General features: G+C 36.3%; 28 protein-coding genes and 3 tRNA genes. 9 read left to right on the top strand and 22 right to left on the bottom strand.

What is annotated here, in order from left to right:
- The first annotated feature begins 130 nt into the window (after nt 1-130).
- Nucleotides 131-505 (top strand): large conductance mechanosensitive channel protein MscL, encoded by a 375-nt coding sequence (gene mscL, locus BMX49_RS05475; RefSeq protein WP_034717043.1) that lies wholly within the window; start codon nt 131-133, stop codon nt 503-505.
- A gap of 72 nt (nt 506-577) precedes the next feature.
- On the opposite strand, the gene BMX49_RS05470 is transcribed toward mscL, so the two are convergent.
- Nucleotides 578-1,537 (bottom strand): D-2-hydroxyacid dehydrogenase, encoded by a 960-nt coding sequence (locus BMX49_RS05470; RefSeq protein WP_034717044.1) that lies wholly within the window; start codon nt 1,535-1,537, stop codon nt 578-580.
- 8 nt (nt 1,538-1,545) lie between these two features.
- Entirely contained in the window at nt 1,546-1,947 is a 402-nt protein-coding gene (locus tag BMX49_RS05465; RefSeq protein ID WP_034717470.1) for an LNS2 domain-containing protein, read from the bottom strand.
- 246 nt (nt 1,948-2,193) lie between these two features.
- Here BMX49_RS05465 and idi point away from each other — a divergent pair, with 246 nt between their 5' ends.
- The 3 genes from idi to BMX49_RS05450 all read left to right on the top strand — a co-directional run bounded on the left by idi (nt 2,194) and on the right by BMX49_RS05450 (nt 4,594).
- Complete coding sequence (gene idi, locus BMX49_RS05460; protein WP_034717046.1) at nt 2,194-2,706, top strand: isopentenyl-diphosphate Delta-isomerase; 513 nt, start codon at nt 2,194-2,196, stop codon at nt 2,704-2,706.
- Between the two features lie 258 nt (nt 2,707-2,964).
- Nucleotides 2,965-4,044 (top strand): glycine cleavage system aminomethyltransferase GcvT, encoded by a 1,080-nt coding sequence (gene gcvT, locus BMX49_RS05455; protein ID WP_034717048.1) that lies wholly within the window; start codon nt 2,965-2,967, stop codon nt 4,042-4,044.
- A gap of 103 nt (nt 4,045-4,147) precedes the next feature.
- Nucleotides 4,148-4,594, top strand: coding sequence for a hypothetical protein (locus BMX49_RS05450; protein WP_034717050.1), 447 nt, complete (start codon nt 4,148-4,150; stop codon nt 4,592-4,594).
- A 377-nt stretch (nt 4,595-4,971) separates the two neighbouring features.
- Here BMX49_RS05450 and BMX49_RS05445 read toward each other — a convergent pair whose 3' ends face one another.
- Both BMX49_RS05445 and lysM read right to left on the bottom strand, forming a co-directional pair.
- Nucleotides 4,972-5,325 carry an arsenate reductase family protein gene (locus BMX49_RS05445; RefSeq protein ID WP_034717051.1) on the bottom strand — a complete coding sequence of 118 codons (354 nt, stop codon included), beginning with the start codon at nt 5,323-5,325 and terminating at the stop codon, nt 4,972-4,974.
- Nucleotides 5,326-5,391: 66 nt separating this feature from the next.
- Nucleotides 5,392-5,853, bottom strand: coding sequence for a peptidoglycan-binding protein LysM (lysM, locus tag BMX49_RS05440; RefSeq protein ID WP_034717053.1), 462 nt, complete (start codon nt 5,851-5,853; stop codon nt 5,392-5,394).
- Between the two features lie 248 nt (nt 5,854-6,101).
- Here lysM and BMX49_RS05435 point away from each other — a divergent pair, with 248 nt between their 5' ends.
- Nucleotides 6,102-6,566, top strand: a complete 465-nt coding sequence (locus BMX49_RS05435) for an acyl-CoA thioesterase (RefSeq protein ID WP_034717055.1) — start codon at nt 6,102-6,104, stop codon at nt 6,564-6,566.
- A gap of 130 nt (nt 6,567-6,696) precedes the next feature.
- On the opposite strand, the gene BMX49_RS05430 is transcribed toward BMX49_RS05435, so the two are convergent.
- The 3 genes from BMX49_RS05430 to BMX49_RS05420 all read right to left on the bottom strand — a co-directional run bounded on the left by BMX49_RS05430 (nt 6,697) and on the right by BMX49_RS05420 (nt 7,061).
- Nucleotides 6,697-6,769 (bottom strand) — tRNA-Lys (locus BMX49_RS05430).
- Nucleotides 6,770-6,855: 86 nt separating this feature from the next.
- A tRNA-Leu gene (locus BMX49_RS05425) sits at nt 6,856-6,938 on the bottom strand.
- 50 nt (nt 6,939-6,988) lie between these two features.
- Nucleotides 6,989-7,061: transfer RNA gene (locus BMX49_RS05420), tRNA-Lys, on the bottom strand.
- Between the two features lie 107 nt (nt 7,062-7,168).
- On the opposite strand from BMX49_RS05420, the gene BMX49_RS05415 reads away from it, so the two are divergent.
- Nucleotides 7,169-7,705 (top strand): shikimate kinase, encoded by a 537-nt coding sequence (locus tag BMX49_RS05415; RefSeq protein ID WP_034717057.1) that lies wholly within the window; start codon nt 7,169-7,171, stop codon nt 7,703-7,705.
- On the opposite strand, the gene BMX49_RS05410 is transcribed toward BMX49_RS05415, so the two are convergent.
- On the bottom strand, nt 7,674-8,111 hold the full coding sequence (locus BMX49_RS05410) for an Hsp15 family ribosome-associated heat shock protein (RefSeq protein ID WP_034717059.1): 438 nt from the start codon (nt 8,109-8,111) through the stop codon (nt 7,674-7,676). The two genes, BMX49_RS05415 and BMX49_RS05410, sit on opposite strands and share 32 nt — an antisense overlap.
- Before the next feature lie 59 nt (nt 8,112-8,170).
- Between BMX49_RS05410 and BMX49_RS05405 the strand changes: the two genes are divergently transcribed.
- The gene (locus BMX49_RS05405) at nt 8,171-8,881 is read left to right on the top strand and encodes a hypothetical protein (protein ID WP_034717061.1); all 711 of its coding nucleotides are present in this window, start codon (nt 8,171-8,173) and stop codon (nt 8,879-8,881) included.
- 67 nt (nt 8,882-8,948) lie between these two features.
- Here the strand turns inward: BMX49_RS05405 and recO are convergent, their stop codons facing one another.
- Genes recO through BMX49_RS05385 form a run of 4 tightly spaced genes read right to left on the bottom strand, consistent with a single transcriptional unit; the run spans nt 8,949 to nt 13,593 of the window.
- A complete protein-coding gene (gene recO, locus BMX49_RS05400; protein WP_034717063.1) occupies nt 8,949-9,638 on the bottom strand; it encodes a DNA repair protein RecO in 690 nt (229 codons plus the stop codon).
- Nucleotides 9,638-11,872 (bottom strand): type IX secretion system anionic LPS delivery protein PorZ, encoded by a 2,235-nt coding sequence (porZ, locus tag BMX49_RS05395; protein ID WP_034717066.1) that lies wholly within the window; start codon nt 11,870-11,872, stop codon nt 9,638-9,640. The genes recO and porZ overlap by 1 nt, the downstream gene beginning before the upstream one ends.
- Nucleotides 11,873-11,876: 4 nt before the next feature.
- On the bottom strand, nt 11,877-12,827 hold the full coding sequence (locus BMX49_RS05390) for a bifunctional metallophosphatase/5'-nucleotidase (protein WP_034717069.1): 951 nt from the start codon (nt 12,825-12,827) through the stop codon (nt 11,877-11,879).
- On the bottom strand, nt 12,820-13,593 hold the full coding sequence (locus BMX49_RS05385; protein ID WP_034717071.1) for a 5'-nucleotidase C-terminal domain-containing protein: 774 nt from the start codon (nt 13,591-13,593) through the stop codon (nt 12,820-12,822). Before BMX49_RS05385 ends, BMX49_RS05390 begins: the two co-directional genes overlap by 8 nt.
- Before the next feature lie 110 nt (nt 13,594-13,703).
- Here BMX49_RS05385 and dapA point away from each other — a divergent pair, with 110 nt between their 5' ends.
- Nucleotides 13,704-14,576, top strand: coding sequence for a 4-hydroxy-tetrahydrodipicolinate synthase (gene dapA / locus BMX49_RS05380; protein ID WP_034717072.1), 873 nt, complete (start codon nt 13,704-13,706; stop codon nt 14,574-14,576).
- An 87-nt stretch (nt 14,577-14,663) separates the two neighbouring features.
- Here dapA and BMX49_RS05375 read toward each other — a convergent pair whose 3' ends face one another.
- The 10 genes from BMX49_RS05375 to BMX49_RS05330 form a co-directional block, all read right to left on the bottom strand.
- Nucleotides 14,664-15,776 (bottom strand): 5-(carboxyamino)imidazole ribonucleotide synthase, encoded by a 1,113-nt coding sequence (locus BMX49_RS05375; RefSeq protein ID WP_034717073.1) that lies wholly within the window; start codon nt 15,774-15,776, stop codon nt 14,664-14,666.
- Between the two features lie 3 nt (nt 15,777-15,779).
- Nucleotides 15,780-16,331, bottom strand: coding sequence for a DUF1543 domain-containing protein (locus BMX49_RS05370; RefSeq protein ID WP_034717074.1), 552 nt, complete (start codon nt 16,329-16,331; stop codon nt 15,780-15,782).
- Between the two features lie 93 nt (nt 16,332-16,424).
- Entirely contained in the window at nt 16,425-17,396 is a 972-nt protein-coding gene (locus BMX49_RS05365) for a chorismate-binding protein (RefSeq protein ID WP_034717076.1), read from the bottom strand.
- Between the two features lie 14 nt (nt 17,397-17,410).
- The gene (locus tag BMX49_RS05360) at nt 17,411-17,827 is read right to left on the bottom strand and encodes a PaaI family thioesterase (RefSeq protein WP_034717472.1); all 417 of its coding nucleotides are present in this window, start codon (nt 17,825-17,827) and stop codon (nt 17,411-17,413) included.
- Between the two features lie 23 nt (nt 17,828-17,850).
- On the bottom strand, nt 17,851-18,417 hold the full coding sequence (locus tag BMX49_RS05355; protein WP_034717079.1) for a 1-acyl-sn-glycerol-3-phosphate acyltransferase: 567 nt from the start codon (nt 18,415-18,417) through the stop codon (nt 17,851-17,853).
- A gap of 308 nt (nt 18,418-18,725) precedes the next feature.
- Complete coding sequence (locus BMX49_RS05350; RefSeq protein WP_034717082.1) at nt 18,726-20,441, bottom strand: PspC domain-containing protein; 1,716 nt, start codon at nt 20,439-20,441, stop codon at nt 18,726-18,728.
- Between the two features lie 4 nt (nt 20,442-20,445).
- The gene (locus BMX49_RS05345) at nt 20,446-20,817 is read right to left on the bottom strand and encodes a PadR family transcriptional regulator (protein WP_051803573.1); all 372 of its coding nucleotides are present in this window, start codon (nt 20,815-20,817) and stop codon (nt 20,446-20,448) included.
- 442 nt (nt 20,818-21,259) lie between these two features.
- The gene (locus tag BMX49_RS05340; protein WP_034717085.1) at nt 21,260-23,614 is read right to left on the bottom strand and encodes a GEVED domain-containing protein; all 2,355 of its coding nucleotides are present in this window, start codon (nt 23,612-23,614) and stop codon (nt 21,260-21,262) included.
- 139 nt (nt 23,615-23,753) lie between these two features.
- Complete coding sequence (locus BMX49_RS05335) at nt 23,754-24,017, bottom strand: chaperone modulator CbpM (protein ID WP_034717087.1); 264 nt, start codon at nt 24,015-24,017, stop codon at nt 23,754-23,756.
- Nucleotides 24,014-24,925, bottom strand: coding sequence for a DnaJ C-terminal domain-containing protein (locus tag BMX49_RS05330; RefSeq protein WP_034717089.1), 912 nt, complete (start codon nt 24,923-24,925; stop codon nt 24,014-24,016). The genes BMX49_RS05335 and BMX49_RS05330 overlap by 4 nt, the downstream gene beginning before the upstream one ends.
- 124 nt (nt 24,926-25,049) lie before the next feature.
- Between BMX49_RS05330 and BMX49_RS05325 the strand changes: the two genes are divergently transcribed.
- Nucleotides 25,050-25,706 (top strand): hypothetical protein, encoded by a 657-nt coding sequence (locus tag BMX49_RS05325; RefSeq protein ID WP_034717091.1) that lies wholly within the window; start codon nt 25,050-25,052, stop codon nt 25,704-25,706.
- The last annotated feature ends 14 nt before the right edge of the window (nt 25,707-25,720 follow it).

Below are 25,720 nucleotides of genomic sequence, written 5' to 3'. Positions count from 1 at the left end.
CCAAAATAAACATTTATATCAATCCGTTAATTTGTATTTTTAGTCACAGCAAGAAATTTATTTATTTAGATAAGGTTAGTTTAAAAATAAACTCTAATTTTAACATAATTAACCACTAAAACTTAAAACTATGGGAATTGTTCAAGATTTTAAAGAATTTGCTTTAAAAGGAAACGTGATTGATTTGGCTGTTGCTGTTATCATCGGCGCTGCTTTTGGCAAAATTGTATCGTCATTGGTTGAAGATGTTATTACGCCGCTTCTACTAAATCCAGCTTTGAAAGCTGCAGGTGCCGAAAACATCTCGAAACTTGCCTGGAATGGTGTTACGTATGGAAACTTCCTGTCGGCAGTTATCAGCTTCCTGTGTATCGCGATTGTTTTATTCATTATCATCAGAGCAGCCAGTAAATTGAAAAAACCTGTTCCTGTCGTAGAAGTAGTAGCTGGACCGACGCAAGAAGAATTACTTGCTGAAATCAGAGATTTGCTGAAAAACAGATAACGCTATTCGCTCATCAATAACAAAGACGCACATTTCAGGGCGTCTTTTTATGTTTATAAAATATTGATTGTATTAATGAGTTTGTAAAATACTGCAAATTTGCTCGGCTAAAGAAAGTCCGATTCTATCTTGCGCTTCCACCGTTGAGGCTCCGGTATGTGGAGTTAAGGAAATCTTCGGATGGTTTAGAATTGCTTTTGAGGGATGTGGTTCATTATTGAAAACGTCTAAAGCTGCGAAAGAAAGTTTTCCCGAATCTAAGGCATTGATCAAATCGTGCTCATCTATGACGCCACCTCTGCTGCAATTCACAATTACGGCGCCATCTTTCATTTTAGCTAGCTCTTTCGCACCAATCATGCAGCCATCAATTTGAGCGGGAACATGAAGGGTAATAAAATCGGCATGCTTTAACACATCCTCCAACGGTTCTGTTTCGATATCGACGTTAATGAATTGGTTGTTGTAAAACTTGACCTTAATACTGGCTCGCCCGATATTACTGTCTGCGGCAATTACGCGCATTCCTAGGCCCAAGGCAATCCTGCCAACTTCTTGCCCGATTCTGCCCATGCCGATGATGCCGATGGTTTTTCCACGAAGCTCAATTCCTTTCTCGTATGATTTCTTTAATTCGTTAAATTGAGTATCACCAACTAATGGCATTTTCCGATTTGAATCTTGCAGAAATCTGGCCCCACTAAACAAATGCGCAAAAACCAATTCCGCAACGGAAGCTGAGGATGCAGCCGGTGTGTTGATCACGTGAATGTTTTTTGAACGCGCGTAATCCACGTCAATATTGTCCATTCCAACGCCACCACGACCTATGATATCTAAACTTGGGCAAGAATCAATCAACTCTTTTCTAACGAGCGTGGCACTGCGGACCAGAAGCGTTCTTATTTGATGTCCATTAATAAAATCTGCTAAGAATTCCTGGGGAACTTTAGTCGTAATTACTTCGAATCCTTTTTCTGTTAAAGCATCAATTCCTGATTGATCTAAACCGTCATTTGCTAATATCTTCATCCTTTGTATTAATCATTAAAAACTTCAATGGTCACTTGTTTTTCGACCATGTCCGTAAACTTACCTTTGTAGCGGGTTGCTTTCACCAGGTGATTATCAATCCAGTGGTAATTTCCACCGCGCGGCTTCCCACATAATACACTGTGATATTTGAAGCCGTGTTTATCGAGCCAGTCGATAGTAAGTTGTTTCAAATTTTCAGTTCTAGAAGTGAAGAAACAAATAATATGTCCTTGATCGTACCATCGGTTAATGGTTTCTAAAGCATCTAAATACGGTTCACAAGTCACCATTCTTTCGGGTTCTTCATTGGGAACATCGTCGGTGATCGTACCATCAATATCAATCAAATAATTCTTCATTTCTCCTTTCAGCATTGGGCTCAAATGATCATTGTATTCTAACTCCATCATCAAAAATTTAAGGGGCAAAATTACAAAAATTCATTGATTTACAGTCTATTAAATATTCTCTATCGTTATGGAACACGGTTTTTCCTTTTGATGATGGCAGTTTACCAGCATTAAAGCACAAGAAAAAGCGCGGGTAAGCTCCGCCATTTTCCTAGGAATGAGGGTTACAACTTCCCCATTTGATAAGGTTAAATTGAAGTTAAAAGTTTTCTCAATAGATATATTAATGTTAATTTTGTGAAGATGGAAGAACAAGTAGTTTTAATCTCAGAAAATGATGAAGTTCTGGGTTTGATGGATAAATTGCAGGCCCACGAAAACGGATTGCTGCATCGTGCCTTTTCGGTGTTTTTGTTTAATGAAAAAGGAGAAGTTCTTTTGCAGAAAAGAGCCGCCGAAAAATACCACTCGCCCAATCAATGGACCAATGCGGTTTGCTCGCACCCTCGCGCTGGCGAAACTTATTTAGAAGCAGCACAACGAAGATTAAAAGAAGAGCTGGGAATTGAAGCAATGGAGTTAAGTCCAAAGTTTCACTTCATCTACAAAGCCGATGTGGGCGGAAAATTATGGGAACATGAATTAGACCACGTTTTTACCGGTAATTATGACGGTGAATTCTCTTTAAACGCAGAAGAGGTTTCTGAAATACGCTATATCACCATGGAAGCTCTCGACCAGGAAATGGAATCAAATCCAGAACATTTTACGGAATGGTTTAAGATAATTTTGGGAGAATATAAGGACAGGCTTTAGGTGATGGCTGATAGTTGATAGTTGATGGTTGATGGCTGATGGTAATTTTTTAAACTCAAATAATTAATTAATAAAAAACTCAATTCCTCTAAAAAATATCTTTCAAAAAAATAAACTAAAAGAAATTCTAGCCCCGATAGAAGTGGCATCCCACGAGTTCGCGAAAGCGGTGAGTGGATATAACGGATAGCGGGACCGGATTTTCAAGGAAGCGAAAATGGTGTTGCTCCTGATAAAATAAATTAATAAAAAGATAATATGAAAAGAACTCCTTTATTTGATACGCATGTGTCGCTTGGTGCGAAAATGGTGCCTTTTGCAGGTTTTGAAATGCCAGTTCAATATGCGGGCGTAACCCAAGAGCATTTTGCAGTTCGTGAAAAAGTGGGCGTTTTTGATGTTTCACACATGGGTCAGTTTTTCGTAGAAGGCCCTGCTGCAAAAGATTTGTTACAATATGTTGGGACGAATAATGTTGACACCCTCGAAGATGGAAAAGCACAATATACCTGTTTGCCCAATGGAGACGGTGGAATCGTAGATGATTTGATCGTTTATAAAATGTCTGATGAAAAATATTTCGTGGTGGTAAATGCTTCAAATATTGATAAAGACTGGGCGCATATTTCAAAACATAATGAACAATTTGGAGCAAAATTAACCAATGCTTCTGATGAAATGTCTTTACTGGCAATTCAAGGTCCGAAAGCAACGGAGACTTTGCAAAAAATTACAGATATTAATCTTGCTGAACTGCCTTACTACCATTTTTCAATGGGAACAATTGCGGGAGTTTCAGATGTTATTATTTCCAATACCGGTTACACGGGCAGTGGCGGTTTCGAAATTTATTTTCAGAATGAAGATGCCGTAAAACTGTGGGACGCCATTATTGAAGCAGGTGAAGAATTTGGCATTGCTCCGTGTGGATTGGCTTCCAGAGACACTTTGCGTTTGGAAAAAGGGTTTTGTTTATACGGAAATGACATTGACGATACGACTTCTCCGCTTGAAGCTGGACTGGGTTGGATTACGAAATTCGACAAGAATTTTGTGGACAAAGAACGTTTTGCAAAACAGAAAGAAGAGGGAATTACGAAGAAATTAGTCGGTTTTGAAATGCAGGAAAGAGCCATCCCAAGACATGATTATTTGGTGGTTGATGCAGAAGGAAATGAGATTGGAAAAGTGACTTCGGGAACGATGAGTCCGATGAAAGGAATTGGAATTGGATTGGCTTATGTGGCGACTGGTCACAACAAAATCGATTCTGATATCTTTATTCAGATTAGAAATAAAAATGTTCCCGCAAAAATTGTAAAAACTCCTTTCGTTTAGAAAAGCGAAAACTTAAATATCAAAAAGCAAGTGTTCATTCGCTTGCTTTTTTTGGTTGGCATCGTTTTCGCAGTCTTTTTAATACACTAAAAATTTAAACATTATGTCACTTATTAACAGAAGTATCGCAGGATTAGCAGGTTCTTTAGCACTCACAGGCGTGCATCAAATTTTTAAAAAATATGTTACTGGTGCTCCTAACTTAGATCAAGTTGGGGAAAAAGCAGTGCAAACCTCCTTAGAAAAAGTAGATGTAAACATTTCCGATGAGGAGCAAGTTTACGCTGCGGCGATGGGCGGAAACATTTTATCTAACGCTCTGCTATTTTCAACCTTAGCTACGTCGACAAATACGTCGCAAATTATTAGTAAGACTTTAGGAACTGGACTCTTAGGAGCAGCTGGAACGATTGGTTTGGCAGATCAACTGTTAGGAAATAACAAAGCAACGAACACCGATAAAAAGAAGTGGATGACCGCGGGCTATTATCTTCTGGGAGCAGTTGTAAGTATAAGCGTTTACAATTTGCTGGAAAGGAAATCTAAATAAATAAAATGGAAATCGTCTCATCAGAAAATGGTGAGACGATTTTTTTTAGGGTCAATGTTGAAAGCAGCGATCATTGCCTATTTTCGTGTTTCTCTTGCAACGAGTCCCAGCTTTGGTACTAGCAATACATCTATTTTGTGAACTAATGCCAGCGGTTTTCTTCGGTTTAGAAATAACTCCTAAAGTTTGACGAAAAGGCGGACGACAAATTTTGCAAGGAGACAGACCATTTTGAATTGCTTTATCTATATTTAAATGAGAAGAAACATTCTTAACCATCCGACAATTTGAGAGATGATACTTCAATCCCGATGGCGTTTTATAAACTGTTTGAGAACTGAGATTAGTTGAGAAAAAAAGCAGTAATAAAAACCTCACTATTTGACTTTAAAAAAGTTTTCTAAATTCTCAATATTCTTCTTATCATTACCAACAAAAATTTTTTCATCGGTCAGGAAGACTGGTCTTTTCAAAAATGAATAATGATCTAAAATCAAGTGTTTAAAATCATTTTCTTCTAAAGTTTTCAAATCGATATTTCGCGCTTTAATTTGAGTGGATCGTCGGCTGAATAGTGCTTCGTAGGAATTTGTCTGTTCATACATTTGCGCTAACTCTTCTTCTGTAATCGGTGCACTTTTTAGTTCACGCAGTTCCCACGCGGAGAGATCAAACCTCTTTAAAATCTTGATACAAGTTCCGCAGGTCTTTAAATAAAGCACTTTTTTCATACTTACAAACATAAAGAATCCGATTCTAAAAGAACCGGATTAATTTTGAAAAATACTCTTAAATGATTATTGAGGAATAACCAAAACTTGACCTGGATAAATTTTATCTGGATCTGAAAGCATTGGTTTATTTGCTTCGAAGATTTTGTTGTAGGCATTGGCGTCTCCGTAAACTTCTTTAGAAATTTTAGATAGTGATTCACCACTTTGTACCGTATGATATTTCACCTGTGGCATTGCAACTGGAGAAACCGCTTCTGCTAAAACAGCTTTTACGGTCATATTGTCGGTCACGCCGTCGATTCCTTCTACGTTACCTGCAGCTACATAAATTTTTCCTTTTTGCTCCCAATCTTTGGCTTCTCCACTGATGGTTACTTTGTCGTCTTTCACGGTGAATGCGATACCTGATGTATCAAAACCGTATTTTGCTACGTGGTTCTTTACTTTTTGGGCTTGCTCTTCTGGAGTTTCTCCGCCCCCAAATATTTTCTCACCCACGTTTTTTAGAAATGATCCTAATCCCATTGTTTTATTTTTTAATGTTTATTGATTTGCTTCAGATTTTCTTAAGCAGACATCAGCATTCAAAATCTATGCGGTGCTGCTGTTAAAGATTGTTAAAATTTCATTTTTATTTAAAAAGCACTTCTTTTAAAAAATATTTTTAAAGAAAAGCACGAAAAATTGTAATCATTCAAGTCGGTTTATTTTCAGGTTTAATTTAAAGTACACTTCAATTTAAAATCATTAAATTTCAATCTTAAATTAAAGATATGAGCAATAAAACAACTTTCCAATTTATATCGGAACCGAGTGATGTGAATTATGGGGGAAACGTGCACGGTGGAAGCGTAATGAAATGGATTGATCAAGCTGGTTACGCCTGTGCGAGTTCGTGGTCTTCCAGTTATTGTGTTACGGTTTATGTTGGTGGAATTCGGTTTTATTCTCCCATAAAAATCGGACATATTGTAAAAGTGGAAGCAGAAGTGATTTATACCGGTAAAACAAGTATGCATATTGCAATCAATGTATTTTCAAGAAATATTAAAAGAAAGGATTTCGAAAAGAAAACCCATTGTATCATTGTCTTCGTGGCGGTTGATGATGAAGGAAACTCAGTTGAAGTTCCAAAATTCACCCCAACTACCGAACAAGATATGCAAATGGAGAAGTACGCCATTAAACTAATGGATCTACGGAAAAAGATTGAGGATGAAATGAAACCTTTTATGTAAATATTTTTAAAATTCTTAAATTATTTCACCATCCAAAACATCAAAAGTCTTCTTTATACGAAGACTTTTGAAAACCAAATCACAAATATTAATATGAAAAAAAAAATTACTTCCGAAGAAGTAATTTTAGTGACCCGGCTGGGATTCGAACCCAGGACCCATACATTAAAAGTGTATTGCTCTACCAGCTGAGCTACCGAGTCGGTCTTTTTTAAATAATTAATGAGTTATCAGTAATAAGTAATTTTAAATTACTCATGAAAACATTACTAATTGCTCATGTGCGCTGTGCCTGCGACTGGACTCGAACCAGCACATCCATAGGAAACCACCCCCTCAAGATGGCGTGTCTACCAATTTCACCACGCAGGCAAAAAAAAACCGTCTCGTCGTTAACAAACGAGGCGGAGTTTTTTCGCTAGTGACCCGGCTGGGATTCGAACCCAGGACCCATACATTAAAAGTGTATTGCTCTACCAGCTGAGCTACCGAGTCGGTCACCACTAAATCTGCAGAATTGTATTCTCGTTTTAGAGTGGTGCAAAGATACTTATTTTTTTAAATTCTCAAAATTTTTTTCGAACTTTGTCCAAAATAAAAATATGATCATTTCACTTATCGGCTATATGGGCAGTGGCAAATCTCACATTTCCAAAGTTTTGAGTCAAAAAACGCACCTAAAACTAATTGATTTAGACAAGGAAATAATTTTGAAAAATAACATGAGTATTCCTGAAATATTCGAAAAAAGGGGCGAAATCTACTTTCGAAAAGAAGAAAGAGCTCTTTTAGAAGAAATTTTAAACAACGAAAAAGAGTGTATTTTAAGTTTAGGCGGCGGCACTCCATCGTATTATAATAATATCGACCTCATAACTTCCCAAAGCGAAAGTGTTTATTTAAGAACTTCTGTGGGAACATTAGCTGGAAGATTATTGAAGCAAAAACAAAAGCGCCCGTTAATCGCCAAAATAGCTGATGAAGATTTACCAGAATTTATCGCCAAACATTTATTTGAAAGACAAGTTTTTTACGGACAAGCAAAATATACGGTAAGTACCGATTCTAAAACGCCAGAAGAAATTGCAGCGGAAATTATGACGCTTCTTAATCCGCTTTCGAATCATCTACATCACTAAAGAATAAATCCCAGTCTCCATCGGCCATATCTGCGCTGCTATCTCCGTCAACATAGTCATCGAGATCGCGGCGATCTTTTTTAGTTGGTCTACCCTCGCCTTTGTTACGGTAATGCTCCTGACTTAGTTGACGTAATTTCATTATTTCGTATTGTTCCTTGTCAGTCTTATCTTGGATGTGAAGGGGAACCAGTTTTGCCCCAATCCGACTTTTGGGAATTTGAACAATCTTAATTTGATAATCTATTTGGTTTTTTCTAATCTTGATTAAATCGCCGCATTTCACCTCTCTGGATGATTTTACAGTTTGCCCTGCAAGCGACACTCTGTTCTTTTTTATTTCGCCTGCAGCAATGCTTCTGGTTTTATAAAAGCGAACGCACCATAAAAACTTATCGATTCTCATATTTTATTTATACTTTTGCTGGATTAAATAATTTTAGCAATTTAATGATAATATTAAATATGAAAAAGACATTTTTGTTTCTTGCCTTGGCTTCAATTGCAATTACTTCATGTAGAAAAGATGATAATGAGGAAATTGTACCTGAAGTATCCATAGAAACCCAAAATACTTACGATAATCAGGCCGCAGAACAGTTTTTGCAAACCCATTATTTAGATGCCAGAGGAAACATTAAGGATTATGTAGCGACCGATACCACGAATGTAAAATTGGCCAGCTTGAATCCAATTACTCTTCCATCTGGGGTTATTTATGTAATGAAACCAAGTAATCAACCTAATCCTGGAACAAGTATAGGCAATTCAGATATTATTCGATTAATGAACAATACGACGACCTATGTTGCGACAGAGAACGAAGGTAAGGTAGCATTTAATTCACCATATATTTTTAGAAACACGATTTCAGGCTCAGGAATTCCTGAATTAGATCCGCCGTACTATTATGTAAAACAATCTATTTTGGATAATGCCAAAGAAGGATTGGCAAAGCAAAGAAGTTTTTACGAAATTGAAGGATTTAAAGAAGCGTTACAGAAATTTAAAGCGTACGATATCTCCGATGAAAGCAATTATACTTTACAAGGCGTAATTATTGTGCCATCGCGCGCAGCCTTTGCTCGTGACGCCCACTTCGATTACAGTGGTATTGTTTTCAGAAATAGAAGTTTTGTATTTAACTTTCAAGTTTATAAAACGACTCCTCGTTAAAAATTACGTTTTAGTAGAGAAGATAAAGTTCCTTATAATGAGGAACTTTTTTTGTGCAAAGAATATACTATTCAAAAATTTGACGAATTACCGCCAATGAATTTGGCGTGTAAAAGCCGCTGATGTGAATTCGACAGTAAATCATCAGGGAGTCGAGAAATGAACTCCTATCAGTTCGATTAAGGCGTATTTGATATCCTTCAACCGTGTTAGTAAAACTTTTCCACATATTAGAAATATTTTCTGTAAAAAAAGGGTGCGAAATTTCATTTTCGAAGAGGCCACTTTCTGGATTTAAAAATTTTCTATTCTCATACATTGGCGCAATTCCGGAAATTTGAAGAAATTTAAATATGAAAACCAAGTAAGCATCGTAATTCTGGAGACTGATTTCTTTTCTGAGTATTTGTATCTCATTAAAGAGAAATTGGTTTTTCCCTTCTTCGCGCAGAACTTGGTGTAAAAAGTCTGCTGTAAAAAACAAAATAGTGTTCATGGTCACCTCCTCGAAATCATAATGATTGGGTGCCAATTCAATTTTAGAAATTCGGGACATTTTATTTTCTGCCACAATTGTAGAAACAGTTATGGTTAATAAATTCAGCGGAAATAAGTAAGGTTTTTTCTTATTTTTAGCAGTATAAATCCCCTTAGCAAAAAAACTATGAAAGCCATTTTCTAAGGAGAAACAGTGCAATATGGCATCATTGTCACCATACTTTAAATAGGAAAGCAGAAAGCAAGTTTGGGTCTGCATTAATTCACAACAGCTATTTTAGCAGTTGAAGTATCTGTACCATCTTCATTGGTCATCAAAACAAAATAAATCCCTGAGGCAACACGTACACCACGATTATTAGCAAGATTCCATTCATAGGAACCACCCCTAGCGATTGCCTGATGAACTAAATTACCTGCCGCATCGGTGATTCTAAGGTTTGTTTTAGCCGCTAATCCTCGAATGCGAACATTTCCTTTATATTGAGCGTATATCACGGGATTTGGATACACCAAGACTTCGCCGAAGTTTTCAGTAACATCTAAAACATCACCTTGATAAACTACTACTCCATCTATAGTCACGAAATATACTTTCCCTGTTTTACTGTCAACTTTTATGTCTGTGACGTTATTGGTAGGTAAAGGTGAGTTGGCTCTGGTAAACTGCTGTAAAGTTTTCTCTCCATTTGAACTCAAATAAAATACTCCTCCATCGTCTACGGAAATCCACTTTTGATTTCCTTGGTCCACTTCGATTTGCAGAATATGACTGTCTCTAAAGAGCTCCTCTCCAGTACCATTTTCTTCAATGATAATAGGCTCGGCTTGAGGATTATCTTCATCAATTGCGGCTGATGGATTTTGTAATATTCTAAGGCCTGATCGACCGCCAATCCAAACATCATCATTTTTATCTACTGCTACCGAAACTACTCCATCAGCAGGAAGATTATTTCCTTTTCGTATGATTTTAAAACGATCATCACTTAAAGAAGCGGGGGTATTTTTGTAATCATAAATCAGCAGTCCTCCACTAGAAAAAAACGGAGCTGGTATAAATAGTAATCCAGATGAAACTACAGGCTTCTGAACAAGGCCAGCTGATACCACAGAAACTAAATTAAATTGATCTGAATTTGTATTATACAAGTAAAAGCCGATTTTCCCAGAAGTATCAGAACCGCTCCAAACAGAAACAAATAATTGATTATTTTCGTCAAAAACGGATCCCACTACCCGATTATAGACTCCTCCTGTACTAGCGTATTTTTTCACCAATTGTCCACTAACAATTTTATAAATACCTTTGCTCGCATCATCAAATGTATAATTGGTAAAGAAAATTTCGTCTGATTTTAATGGATTAATTACAGCATCTAGCACATTTAAGTTACCTACAAAGTTTTTAAATAAATTAGGATAATTCCACTTAATCCCATCAAAATGATAATATCCCAAGTTATTATAAATGGGATTATTATAATCAATACGACCCCCTGAAGAAATCAAAAGTTGCGCACCTTGAGTATTTATTTTATAAGAAGTACTATTGTAGGGACCATCTGCTTTTAAACTTTCTCCACTTTCGTTAAGCATTCCTGCCAATTTCGACCCAGCATATATCTTAGAATCGCTGAAAAAAGACGTATTTAACGCTTCATTTGCATCATATGATTTTATGAGATTTCCCGTTAAACCAAATACATACGCTTTTGTAGCATCTGTAACGATGATATTTTGAGCCGTAACTAAAACATCCTGAACTGCTGAAAACGATTGAGATATTCCTGTAAAACTTGTTCCATTTCCGTAAAAAACCTGATTGCCATTGGCATAAGCAATTACACTTCCACTAGATATTTGTTTAAGATCACCACCTGCAATCGTGGTCCACGTTGTAAAAATCGGAAAAGTCACATTCATTTCGTGAGTTTTCAAACCTGTTGAAGTAGCTGCGTAAACGATATTATCTTTAATGACTGCTTCTCTCGACGGCTGATAGACACCAGCATTAATAAAGAAAGCCGAATCGCCAAATTCTTTTTTATCTAACCTGAAAATTGAAACGCCATAATCTACCGAAATAACGGCCAAATTTCCTGTGATGGAAATGTGATTAATCTTTTTCTCACCACTGTACCCTGTAGCAATTGGGATATCAACAACGTACGTAATACCTTCCGGAGTTATAACATCCATCGATCCATTTTTATAACCCACCAAACCAATTTTCGTCTCAGCGTTATAATCGAATGCCGAAATTTTCACCTCATGCAGTCCGTTTGCTTTAGAAAGTTTGGTAATTTCTCCTGAGGCGGGCGTATAGAAAAATATACCGTTTTCGGTAGCAGCAATCAGTTTCCCATTATCTTCTCGAATGGACAAAACATTATTGTACGAAAACAAATCTGACCATTTCGCAGACGAAATTTTCTGCGCACAAATATTGATCGAGAACACAAAAAGTAAAAGTGGTAGTATTTTTTTCATGGGATTAAACTAAAATGCTATCATCTATAACTTGATTGTTCCACGAAATATTTTTCACATTCTTGTTTTTATCGAAATAAAAAGTGATTTTACCTAAAAGCAATCCTGCCCAGCCGACTTGATTGACCAAAACGTTCTTGCCACTTTTATTTAAAAAAGATTGTGGTTCTGGTAAAAAAGTATGAGTATGACCTCCTAAGATTAAATCGATTCCTGTTGTATTTGCAGCTAAAATTTTATCGGAAACTTTGGTAGTATCGTCTCTGTAGTCATATCCGATATGAGATAGGCAAATCACCATATCACATTTCTTTTCATTTTTTAAAAAATCGGAGTAATGTTGAGCCGTTTCAATCGGATCCAGATATTCAGTTTCGCCGTAATCTTTTTTGCCAACTAAGCCAGCCAATTTAATTCCGACTCCAAATATTCCTACTTTAATTCCATTTTTATTAAAGATCTTATATTTTTCAGTTTCCCCTTCCAGAATGGTGTTTTTAAAGTCATAATTGGAACAAAGAAAAGGAAACTTTGCCACAGATCTCACTTTCTTAAAACCAGCTAATCCATTATCGAAATCATGATTTCCCATGGTAGAAGCATCGTAACCCATCATCGACATTAATTTAAATTCCAGTTCGCCTCCAAAAAAATTGAAGTAAGGCGTTCCCTGAAAAGTATCACCGGAATCAAGTAAAAGAACATTGCTTTCCTGACTTCTTATTTTCTGAATTAATGCCGCTCTTCGGGCAAAACCACCTTGATTTGGATTGCGGGTATATGTAGCATCAAAAGGTTCAATTCTACTGTGTTGATCATTGGTATGAAGAATAGTCAGTTGGTTTTCTGAGGCTGCACTCAAAGCTGAAAAATTCTCAGCCATTAAAAGATTTGGAGCCAAAGTCATTGCCAGTGTTCCACCGCCGACAGTTTTTAGAAATTGTTTCCTATTCATCTGTTTTGTTATTTTTTTTGTTTTTAAAATTAAGGCGTGAATCAGTCGGGACTTTAATTTCAGGATTGGCAATAAACTTCTCCAGAAATAAATCGCGCAACTTAATTCCTGTCGCAATCATTTCGCCTTTTTTAAAGTAATCCATATTATCGCCACCAAGAGCTAAATAATCAGAGGTTGCAATGTAATATGTTTTAGCTGGATCAATTGGCTTTCCGTTGATGAGCTGATTGACGATTTTATCTTTATCAGTTTCAATCACGATATGAGAAACTGGATTGTTCTTGAGCGTTTTTAAATAATAATCAAAAAGTCCCTGCATATCACTGCCTTTCATTTTCATGATCATGACTTCATTTTCAAACGGCATCACTTCATAGATCTGTCGCGTCATGATATCGCCGGCTGCAATTGTAGTTCGGATTCCACCAATGTTGATTACCGCGCCGTCTACGCCACCTGGAATTCCGTTTTTCTTTGCCCAGTCATCTGCGCCTTCAAATGTGTAGTCGGCCAATAAATTTCCTAAATTACTATCGTCGCCCTGTTTGGTCAAATCTACAGAAGTGTGGGAAATTTTGGTGTTCATCTTCCCTTCCAATTCCATTTTATAAGGTTCAATGATACTTTTAAAAATTTGATCTTCGGGTAAATCTTTGGAAATTGAAATATTTTTCTCGGGTTGTACCTTCGCAATATTCAGCGGCGTTTTACACGAAATTATCGATAAAAGCGCCAAGCCCGAAATCAGATATCTTGTCTTCATGGTTCTAAAATGTATTATTGCAAATATAAAGATATGAATATAAACTTATCCTCTATTTTAATAAATTCTCGTATTAATTTCCGTAATTTTGAGACATTAATTTTATAAAAATGAGGAATTTAAAAGGCTTGGGTGTCGCTTTGGTTACACCTTTTAATGAAGATTTATCAGTTGATTTTGATTCGCTAACCAAACTGGTTGAGTTCAATATTAATAACGGTACGAATTATTTAGTAGTTTTAGGAACCACTGCAGAAGTAGCAACCCTTACCAATGAAGAGAAAAAGCAAGTCATTCAGCATATCATCAAGGTTAATGCTCAGCGTTTACCACTGGTTTTAGGAATTGGTGGAAACGATACCTTGGAAGTCAAAAGGCAAATCGAGGAGACTGATTTATCAGCTTTCGAGGCTGTACTCTCAGTCTCTCCATATTACAACAGACCAAGTCAGGAAGGACTTTACCAACATTACAAAATGTTGGCGGGAACGGGCAAACAAATTATCATTTATAATGTTCCGTCCAGAACTGGGCAAAATCTCGAAGCTTCCACGACTTTAAGATTAGCCAAAGATTTTCCGAATTTATTTTTAATTAAAGAAGCTGGACCGAATATCAATCAATATTTCGATATTTTACGTCAAAAACCTGATCATTTCAACTTGGTTTCGGGAGACGATGAATTTACACTTCCAGTAACTTTAGCGGGCGGACAAGGCGTTATTTCCGTAATTGGACAAGGATATCCGAAAGAATTTTCCGCGATGGTTCAGTTAGCGTTTGACGGTAAAGTAAAAGAAGCCTATGAAATCCACAACAAAATGGTTGAAATTACAAGAATGATTTTCGCGGAAGGAAATCCGGCTGGAATTAAAACAATTTTAGCAGAAATGGGAATCGTGAAAAATTATGTAAGACTGCCTTTGGTTGTAGCTACAGAAGGATTGAAAAACAAAATCAAAGCGGAGATGGCAAAAATTTAGCCACCAACTTGTAAATATAATTAAGTGACTCTTCTTCAGAAGAATCACTTTTTTTATAAAATTGTCTGAGATGAAGATCTCTTGGCCTTAAACAGAAACAACTTTCACCAAAGATTTAACATCAATTAATTGCTGCAAAAGTTCCTGGCGAGAATTTGCCAAAACATTGATATGTCCCATTTTTCGACCAGGTTTCGTTTCCGTTTTCCCATACAAATGAACGTACGTATTTGGTAATTTCAAAACATTTTCCAAACCTTCGTATTTTACTTTCCCAGTATAATTTTGTTCACCAACCAAATTTAACATTCCAGAAAAACCAGAGGCAGAAGTATCTGCCAAAGGAAGATTTTTCAAGACTCGATAAAATTGCTCAAACTGAGAATTTACATTTCCTTCCTGTGTTTGATGTCCAGAATTGTGCAAACGAGGCGCAGTTTCATTCACCCAAACTTTTCCACCTTTATCCAAAAATAATTCGATGGCAAATAAACCTTCGGAATCTGCTGCTATGATAAACTTTTCAGCAATAATATCAATTTGAGTTTGAACGTCGGCCGAAATTTGGGTTGGACAAATATTAAAATCGAGTAAATTCAGTTTAGGATCGGCAACCATCTCGGTGACCGGAAAACTCTTGATTTCTCCCCGCTCATTCTTAGCAATAATCAAAGAAAGTTCTTTATCGATATCCACCAAATTTTCTAAAACCGATGGTTCGTCCCACATTTGTTCTAAATCTTTTTCGGACATAATCACCTGAACGCCTTTCCCGTCGTAACCTCCCGTATTCAATTTTTGAACAAAGGGAAAACCAATTCTAACTTCTTCTTTCAAAGATTGAATCACTTGAAAATCTGGACTTGGGATTTGATGGTGTTTGTAAAACTGCTTCTGATGAATTTTTTGCTGAATAATCTTAATGATATTCGAATTCGGAATTACTTTTATGCCTTGCTTCTCCAGCTCTTCCAACGATTCTACATTAACGTGTTCTATTTCGATAGAAACCACGTCCTTATCTTGTCCGAACTGGAGCACATCTTCCTTTTTATTGAAATCTCCTTGGGTGAAAAAAGAAATATTGGCGCACGAACAATCTTCGTTGGGATCGAGAATATAGAATTCATCATCGTATTTCAAAGCTTCCTGAATCAACATACGACCAAGTTGCCCACCTCCTAAAATTCCAATTTTCATGATTTACTTTAATTTATCAATTTTTAAATAGCCAATATGCGTAAAGTTTTCCTGATTTTCAACATCAGATTTCTTTAAGGCAATAGAATATTTCTCCTTCATTTCTAAAGGTAAAATATCATTCACTTTAAAGATGTCATCAATGTCAACACCATGTTTATCATCGATATGACTGGTTGCATTTTTGAAACCCATGGTTTTATAAAAGTCGGTTTGCTTCACTCTTTTAATAATTTCCGACATGGATTTTCCGACCATTAAATATTGCTGATGAAATTCTTCAAATTTACCCAACTGATATCCACCAAGATTGATGAAAAATAATTGATGTTGTGAAATTTGGTTGGTTTTCTCTACGATCTGGACTTCGTAACCATCAGCAAACTGCACTTCCTGGTAACAATCAATATGAATTTTACCGTTCGCTTCTGGCCAAAATTGTTGCATTTGCGGCACCAAATCTTTCAGAGTTTCGGCGAGTCCAAAAAAAACATCATGCTGCTCAATATTCCGACCTTTCGGCGTAGCACCAAGAATTGTATAATATAATTTCATCTTTTCTAAAAAAACAAAAATACGGTTTAAATAAAGTCTGGAAAAATTTCGCCTTGATAAATGACGATGATGAATTTTGAATTAATTAAGATTTTAGAAAAAAGAAAGATTTTTTAAAATAGCTTCCGCTTTTAATTCAGTTTCCTGCCATTCTTTTTCTGAGGAACTTTCTGCCGTAATTCCGCCGCCGACATAAATTAAAGCTACATTCTGAAAAAACTCCGCACATCTTAAATTAACAAAATATTGAATCGTTTCTGCAGTTTCAACTTTAATATAACCAGCGTAAAAACTGCGCCGATGCTCTTCAAATTTCGCTATTGCTTGCTGACAAAATTTTTTCGGGAAACCACAAACCGCCGGCGTTGGATGCAATTCTGCAATGATCTTCTCCAAATCTTGGCTTTTAATTTTAGCCTTAAAATCGGTTCGTAAATGTTTGATGTTTCCTGAGGGATGATCGTACGTTTCAGATTTTGTCACGTCAACCGAATAGTCTTTTAAAATATTGGAGATATAATCGGTGACGTGGCGTTGCTCTGCAAGTTCTTTGCGCGTCCAAGTTTCATCTATTTGCGTAGTTCCCGCCAAACTCATGGTTTCAAACTCCAAAGTTTTCTTGTTGAAACTCCCTAGGACTTCTGAAAAAGCTCCCATCCAACTTTGGTTGTTTTTAGTGAAAAAATAAACAAAAGCGTTTGGATATGCTTCACAAAGATTTAAAAAGGTTTTGGAAAAGTTTGGTTTTGAACCTTCATAGCTGACCAATTTTCTCCTCGAAATAACCAATTTAGAAAGATTTTCATTTTTCACAAAGTTGATGACTTTATTTATTTTTTGTTCGTAATCTTTTTTAGTTTCAGGTCTGAAAACACAAAGCTTACTCGCAGTCGTTTTCATTGAATTTCCCTGTGCTAAAAAAGTATCGCGTGGAACTTCTTTAATTTCCCCTTTAAAATTTAATTCATTTAAACCATCAAAAGAAACAAATGAAACTGCATTTTGAGCAGAAGAATCATCAGTAGTAAAAATTTCATCGGAAAAAGGAAATCTAAAATATAACATTGAAATCTTGTTATCTAGCGCGTAATAATATTGTTGGTCATGGTAGTATGATTAATAAGCACACCTTTTTCGTCCCGGATCTCGATTTCAGAAACGTGCATTGTGTTTCCTTTGCGGATAAATCTTGCAGTTCCAGTCACGATACCGTCTTTTTTACTGCGCAAATGATTAGAATTAATATTGGTTCCGACAGGCGCGAATTTTTCTGTATCGACGTGGATTACAGACAAACAAGATCCCAAAGTTTCGGCTAAAACGCAACTGGCTCCACCATGCATAATTCCGTACGGTTGATGAACCTTTGGAGTTACAGGCATGGTTGCCGTAAGGGTATCGTCAGTTACATCAGTAAATATAATATCTAAAGTTTTACCTAAAGTTTCGCCACCCCAAGTATTTAATTTTTCTAAAATCTGTTCTTTATTTTCCATGAAAGCCATACGTAAAAATTAAGTTAAAAAATTTTTGGATTCCAATTTTCTGGAACTTTTGGAGTTCTGTGGGTATAATACTCCTCCAATTCTGTCATGATATCTTCATAAGTTCGGGTTTGTATATCCTCTACAGAAATCTTTTTACCCAAATAAATAATTTTATCTTTAAAATCTCCCGAGGCAATTACAACCGGCACTTTCGCAGCCAAAGCCATGTGGTAGAATCCTTTTCGCCATTTTGGCACCCAACTTCTGGTTCCTTCGGGGGTGATCACCAAACTGAAGTTTTCTTTTTCAAATAAATCTGCCACAAATTTAACCAGATTATTTTTCTGGGAACGATCAATGCCCACGCCGCCCATTGCCTTAATCATAAAACCGTACCAGGCTTTGGTATGTTGATCTTTTATGATCACTCTTAACGGCTTCCCCAAAGACCAGTAGGCGAAATTACCCAACATGTATTCTTCATTTGCCGTATGGGGTGCAACGACTAAAATGCAACGGTCAAGATTATCGACATCGCCTTCTAAGACTACTTTCCAGCCGACGAGTTTGAGCATTAATTTACCGAATAGTTTTTTCATAGATGGTGAAAATTTGGTCGTAAAAACCAATAATATTAAGTGAGTTTAAAACAAAAAAGTATAACCATAGTGAACTGGTTATACTTTACAAAGATATTTAATTATTATTCTTACTATAATAAACTGCTTACAAAATCTATAATCTTGATCGCTATTTCTAAAACAAACTGTACCATAATATTGTGTTTTTTGGTTATTAATTATTGATAGTTTAATTAACCGTACGAAATTATGAATTATAATCTATAAAACGAATTTCAGCAGTGTTAATTTTTATTAAAATTTTTAAATATTTGAATTCTGTGAACCTATTTGGTTTTGATGGAGATTTCTTTCTTCCCGTTTTTTATAGAGATGTCAACATTTTCTACATCATCCGAGCTGAATCTCATTTTTTTGATGATCAATTCGGCCTCTTTCTTTCCTACTTTCTTTCCGTTGACAATAATAGAATCTGCATTACTAGAAGGAACAACAATAGAATTACCACCCGAATTGACCGTTACCGAATCATCGTCTTCGCTGATATTCGTATTCGTGCTGCTGTTGCTGGTATCATTATACTGATCATCATCAACTGAAAATCCACGTTCATCATTAAGTGAAATCACTTTCATGTTTTTTGGAATAATTAATTCGTAATCAACTCGGTAATCCCGGAAACGATCAGTATAAGGATAAGAAAAATAATTAGGCAGTGTAATTTTATTGTTAATAATTTCCAAAGGAACATTTACTCTCATTGGTAGATTATATCCGTCAGCCCGTTTTTTAATTTCCAGATACGGTGCTTTCACGTCTTTTCTAGTCACGTCAAGTCTCGGATAATCTTGTTTGTAGATTGTTTTTCCATCAGAGTAAACATTGTCCCAATAGGATTTAAAATTCTGCGGAATTTCGACTTTTTTCAAATCAATAAGAATAGAATCTGAAGTAGTATTAATGGCAACATTGGCAATATCATCATTGGTTCCGCTATATTGACTTTTAAATTTAATCGCACTAAAACCTGTGGCAGCTACCAATCCGATCCAAACAAAAACCAGAGCACCGATCACATATCCAGTATTATTGAATTTCGTCTTAGGAGAAAATAACTTTATGGCTAAATAGGAAAAGATTAATCCAGGAATAAAGGCACTAAGAAACGATAGTGCAATTACGATGAACCCTAAGTTGCTATCTTGCAGGTAAAATCCTAAGTTGCTGAAAAAGTTGATGTTTTGTGCACCAGAAAAACCAAATCCTAAGATTGCAAATGAACCAACCAATAATGAAAGCCCAATCATTCCTAATATAGCGCCTAGAAAATATCTTACCACCGCCCAAAGTCCGTTTCCTGCTTTGTTAATATAAGGTTTGTTTTCATTATAAAGTTCCCCCACTTTCTGGGTAGATTCATTGGCAAACTGTACAATCTTAGTCGATTCTTCCTTTAGGTTATCGAAGTTCATGGGTTTGCCTTTCATTTTTAAAAAGTCTGTGGCATTTTCTGCTCTAGGAAGTACAATCCAAAGAATGACGTAAATTAAAATAATTAAGGAAGTAGAAATCGCAGCAGTGAAAACTCCTAAGACGGCAATTCCCAACCAGATCGCTCGCATGGCGCTGATATCCATTCCCACGTAATGTGCGATACCTGCACAAACACCGGCGATTTTTTCATGCTCCGGATCACGGAACAGTTGTTTTTGTCCACTAAAATTTGCAGAAGATCTTTGTTCTCTTTTGGTATTAGAGGTTTTTTCGGAGAAGTAAGCTTCTTCCTGTTCTTCAATTTTCTCTGGTGACCCAATTTGTGCAATAACTCTATCAACATCAAGGTCGTTAATGACTTCGCGCTTTCCGAGAGCATCTTTGAAAATCTCAACCATTCTAATCTCGATATCGTGCATTACCTCATCAGCTTCGGAAACATCTAAAGAATTTCTAAGTGCTGCAAGGTAGTCGCTAAGTTTGATATAGGCGTGTTCCTCTATGGTGAAAGAGAAACCGGCAAGTCCTATTGAAAGTGTCTTATTCATCGTTTTAGTTTTTTGGTTCGAACGAATTTTCAGGAGCGCTCGTAAGGTTATTGTTTTTAGTTATTTGATTCACGGAACTGGTAAGTTCGTTCCAGGTATTTTCCAGTTCTGTCAGGAATAATTTTCCTTTCTCCGTCAACTGGTAATACTTTCGGGGTGGTCCGCCAGTAGATTCTTCCCAACGGTAGGAAAGAAATTCTCCATTTTTCAATCGGGTCAGCAAGGGATAAAGAGTTCCTTCGACCACATCTAGTTTTCCTTTTTTCAGTTCGTCAATGAGATCGGAAACGTACATTTCTTTTTCATTAATTAAACTCAAAATACAGAATTCCAGAATGCCTTTTCGCATTTGCGCTTTGGTGTTTTCTGTGTTCATTATTTAGGGTTATTAATTAGTTCAACAATTACTACTGAAGATTTCATTAAATCAAAATCATCAAATGAGACCTCTTAATCAATCTTACTATACAAAGATATATATTTATTTTAGTATTATGCAATACAAAGTAGTGTAATTATCGAATAATCTTTAATTAAATTTATAAAGCATTGAAAGTCAATATAATTAATTTTCTAATTTATTTAAAATCAGCAGATAAACTCCAGTTTAAATTATTGCTTTAGGATTAATTAGGTGTTTTTTTAAATAAACTCAGATTAAAATGTGAGCTTATATTAAAAATGCGAGTAGCTATCATAACGTTTTGTTAAGTTTAAGATTATTCAAATTAGAAATTAGGCTCTCATTTCTATAAAACAGATCAAAAAAAAACCGCCTCAATCGAGGCGGTTCCTATTATAATAGTTTTTGTATCCTATTATTTTTTAATTGCTTTGAACGATTTAACTGTTCCGTCTTCCATATTTAGGGTAACGATATACAATCCAGTTTTCAATTCTGAAAGGTTTAGTTCTGCAGTTGGTTTCAAGTTTTTCACTTGTCTTCCAGATACATCACTTACAGAGATTGATTTCACTCCTTTCACATCAGATATTTTTAATACATCTTGGAAAGGGTTAGGGTAAACAGAAACTTTGTTTTTATCAACATTTGATGTTGCTGCTGATACGTCAACATTTACCGTGTAATCTTCAACCTGACCGAATGTAGATCCTACTGTAGAACAACCGTTTGCAAAGTTGGCTAAGTTAGGATTCGTATTTGGTCCTGAGGCTCCATAATAAGCAGACTTAACTCTCATTCTAGTTTGTCCTAGTTTTGCATCTGCTGGGATAACGATGTTTCCTGTAGCTGGCGCCCCAGTTCCATCTGAGCCTAAAACAAATTTGAAATCTGGAACCGTTGTAAAGTACTGCTCACCTGCATCATCAAAATCACCATCGTGATTCCAGTCCATAAATACTGCAAAGAAGTGTCTGAAAGATGCTCCATCCGTATTTGCATTCATAGAAATAGGATACGTTCCTCCTCTTCTAACTTGGGCGATTTGACCTAAGAATTGTTCGTATGCTGGCGTTCCACCTACAGTTGCGTCAGTTGTGTTATCAATACCTGCAAAAGTCACATTGGTAGTTGGTTCAATGTTTGTGTAACCCGGCACCGGTGCACAATAAGAAATATCACCCGAAGTAAATGAAATTTCAGTACAACCTACCGCATCACCGATTGAATTGAAAGGAACTACTTTAGCATAGTACATCGTAAATGGTGTAAGAGCTAAATTATAAGAGGTACCAGATACTACTAACCCGTTTGCTACGTCAGTTCCACCAGCAGTGGTTCCGATATATAATTTGTATCCACTTGCATCTGTTGCTGGGTTCCAAGTCATGGTCGCATTTGTAGGTACACCCACCGCACCAGCGGTTGGATTTGTAACTGTAGTACAAACTGGAGCAGCAGTAAGCAAGGTAACGGAAACTGAATAATCTTCAACTTGACCGTTAGTCATATCTGAACATGGATCTGCAATCATTGATTGTGGAACAGTTGAAGAACCTTGGAAATTATATTTCACTCTCATTCTCTTCGTTCCCACAGTTGTACCAGCTGGAACAGCAATTGAGCCACTTAAATTAATTGGATTTCCAGTGCCAGAAACTAATGGACTTTGGAAGTATCTCTCCCCAGCATCATTGAAGTCACCATCTTCATTCCAGTCAATAAATACCGTCATTGCGAAAACGTTTGTTCCTAAACCTGTTGTAACCGCACTAAGCGTATAAGTGCTTCCAGATTTCACATTAAATACGTCAGCTGTAAAATCTTCATAAGCTGGTGATCCAACCGCTGCTGAAGAACTGTGAGTTGTACCGTTTAAAGTTACAGACGCAATAGGATAAGTTGCTGCTGGTGAAGAAGAAACGATTCCACCACAATAAGCAATACTCGTATTTGTTGTGAACGATATTTCAGTACATCCTGTAGCATCACCGTTTAAGTTTGATGGAACTACTGAGGCATAATACATTGTTGATTTTGCTAAACTTATATTAAGATCTGTTCCTGCAACTGTTCCGTTGAAGACGTCAGTTCCACCTGGTGTAGTTCCTATTTTAACCTTATAATTAACTGCAGTTGCAACAGCGTTCCACGCCATATTAGCAGTTCCTGCTGAAATTACCGAACCATTAGCTGGACTTACAATTGTAGCACATCCTGGCGGAGTAGAAACAACTTCTTGAGTAAGATTAATATCATCTAAGAAAATACCTGCATTTGCAGTTCCTGATCTTACAAACCAAGCTCCTAATCCAACGATATCACCAATTTGAATAGTTCCAGAAGGTAAAGTAGCGGAAAGTGTGGTACAAGTTGTAAGTGCTGCGGTGGCTAAAGTGACCGGCGAACCAACCAAATTTATACGCCAGTTACCAGCAACCGAGTCATACAGAAAATAAGCCAACTGAAGTGTACCTGCCACTCCACTAGCTTTTTTATAGCTTACGCTGAAATCGATTTTTTGACCATTGTTAGTTTGGCCTATCGTATTGAGGTCAACCATGTAACCCGTTTGAGTTATAGCAGCCGTGGGCAACAATTGTCCGCCGAAACCGCCATTACATGCTGCACCTGCAAACTGTGACCCGCCACCAAACTGCTTGTAAGTTGTGGGGCTGAAGCCTGGATTTTCAAAATCCCCCATGTAATTGTACTGGGCGCTTGAGGTGATTCCTAGTGCTATAAAGCACGAAAGTAGAAATTTCTTCATGTTAAATATTTTTTTATTGTATTACAAATAAAATCAAATAAATTCATATAAAAAAATTAAAAGCTCAGGAATCTTCAAAAATTAATACGATACTTTGAGTTATTGTAGGAGTACCGCCTGTATCGTTACAGATACGGTTTTATCTACCAATGAAACTTTCTTCTCTCAACCTTTCAATTTTGTTTAGTAAATGACTTATTACTTCCAGTCCAGCTAAGTTGACTTCCAAATCATAATGCCAGTTCGTAAACTTTTCAAAAGTTGACAATTCGTCATATTGCAAATACTTCGTTTCATTTTCAGTTTCTATTTTTAGCAAGCCTGCCTCTTCTAGAGAATCAAAAAAAGTGACCTCAATATTGTAAATTCTCACCAACTCCTCCCGTGATATTCTGTCGCTCATTTTGCTAAATTTTTAAGTTGAACAAATAATTCTTTTTCTTCCTCGGTTAAATTTGTTGGCATTTTCACGTTGTAAGTCACATATAAATCACCAAACTCTCCTTCTTTTTTATAGATAGGGAAACCTTTCCCTTTTAATTTAACTTTCGTTCCGTTCTGCGTTTCTGGCTTTACTTTTAAATTAACCGCTCCATCTAAAGTTTTCACTAATGTTTCGCCACCCAGAATCGCTGTATATAAATCTATTTCCAGCTCGTTGCTTAAATCGTTTCCCATTCTTTTGAATTGTTGATCTTCTTCTATATTAAAAGTAATAAATAAATCTCCGTTCGGCCCTCCGTTATGACCAGCATTTCCGTGACCTTTCAACTTGATCTTTTGCCCGTTCGCAACTCCAGCTGGTATTGTGATTCGAACTTTCTTTCCATTGATGTCAAAAGTTTGCTGATGGGTTTTCGCAGCGTCTTTTAAATGCAGATTTAAATTTGCTTCCACGTCTTGACCTTTAAATTTCCCAGAAGCCCGACCTCTGGAGGATCCCTGAAAACCGCCACCGCCCCCAAACATACTTTGGAAAAAATCGGAAAAATCTTCGCCTTGACCAAAATCAGCACCACCAAAGCCTCCGTAATTTCCACCTTGGTGCGAGCGTTGTTGCTGATGTGCTTTCTCATACTGCTCGCCATGTTTCCAATTTTCACCGTATTGGTCGTACTTCGTTCTATTCGCTGCATGGCTCAAAACTTCATTGGCTTCATTGAGTTCTTTAAATTTTCGCTCAGATTCTTTATCACCCGGATTTACATCAGGGTGATATTTCCGCGCTAATTTTCGATAGGCTTTTTTTATTTCTTCAGCAGTTGCCTTTTTATCAATGCCTAAAACTTTATAATAATCAATATATGCCATAGAAAAATCATTTACTCAAATTTACAAAAAACTAAAACGACAGCGCTTTTAAAGTTTTGTTAAACTTTATATTTAAAATTTCTTAATTTTATTTAAACTAATTTCATCCTTAAATAAAAGCACCATGAAAAAACACTTTTACCTTTTAGCACTTTTATCTTTGGTTTATTGCACCAAAGAAGTCAAAAACTCCTCTCAGGTCACTGCTACAGATTCATTAATGCTGAATTCTGAAGACTCAATTGCAAACGAATCTAATCAAATTGAAAAGGAAGATTTAAATAGGGCACAAACATTAGAGACTTTAAACAATGAAGTTATTTCCACCTTAAAAACTAAGGATTTTGTGAGATTCTCTAAATACATTCATCCTGAAAAAGGGATTCGATTCTCAATGTACGGCTATGTGCAACCCAAGCAAGATAAACATTTCACCAGAGGAGAATTTATCAAATATGTGCCGACAAATATTAAATTTACCTGGGGCGAAAAAGATGGAACTGGAGATAAATTGGTGCTGCCGATAAAAGACTATTTAACCAAATGGGTTTTTAAAAAGGATTTTAAAGGAGCAGAATATCATGAAAATGTATTCAAAGGTTCAGGTAATTCCATTAATAATTTAAAAGAAATTTATCCAAAAGCTGATTTCACTGAAAACTACATTCCGGGTTCTGAAGAGTATGGCGAAATGGACTGGAAGAGCCTGCGATTCGTGTTCGAAGAATTGTACGGAACAAAATATTTAGTCGCGGTCATTAATGATGAATGGACAGTTTAAAAAATCGAGTGGGA

The organism is Kaistella antarctica (assembly GCF_900109615.1).
GTDB lineage: Bacteria > Bacteroidota > Bacteroidia > Flavobacteriales > Weeksellaceae > Kaistella > Kaistella antarctica.
The sequence above is the reverse complement of the archived record's forward strand: the minus strand, read 5'-3'. Positions and strand labels throughout refer to the sequence as shown.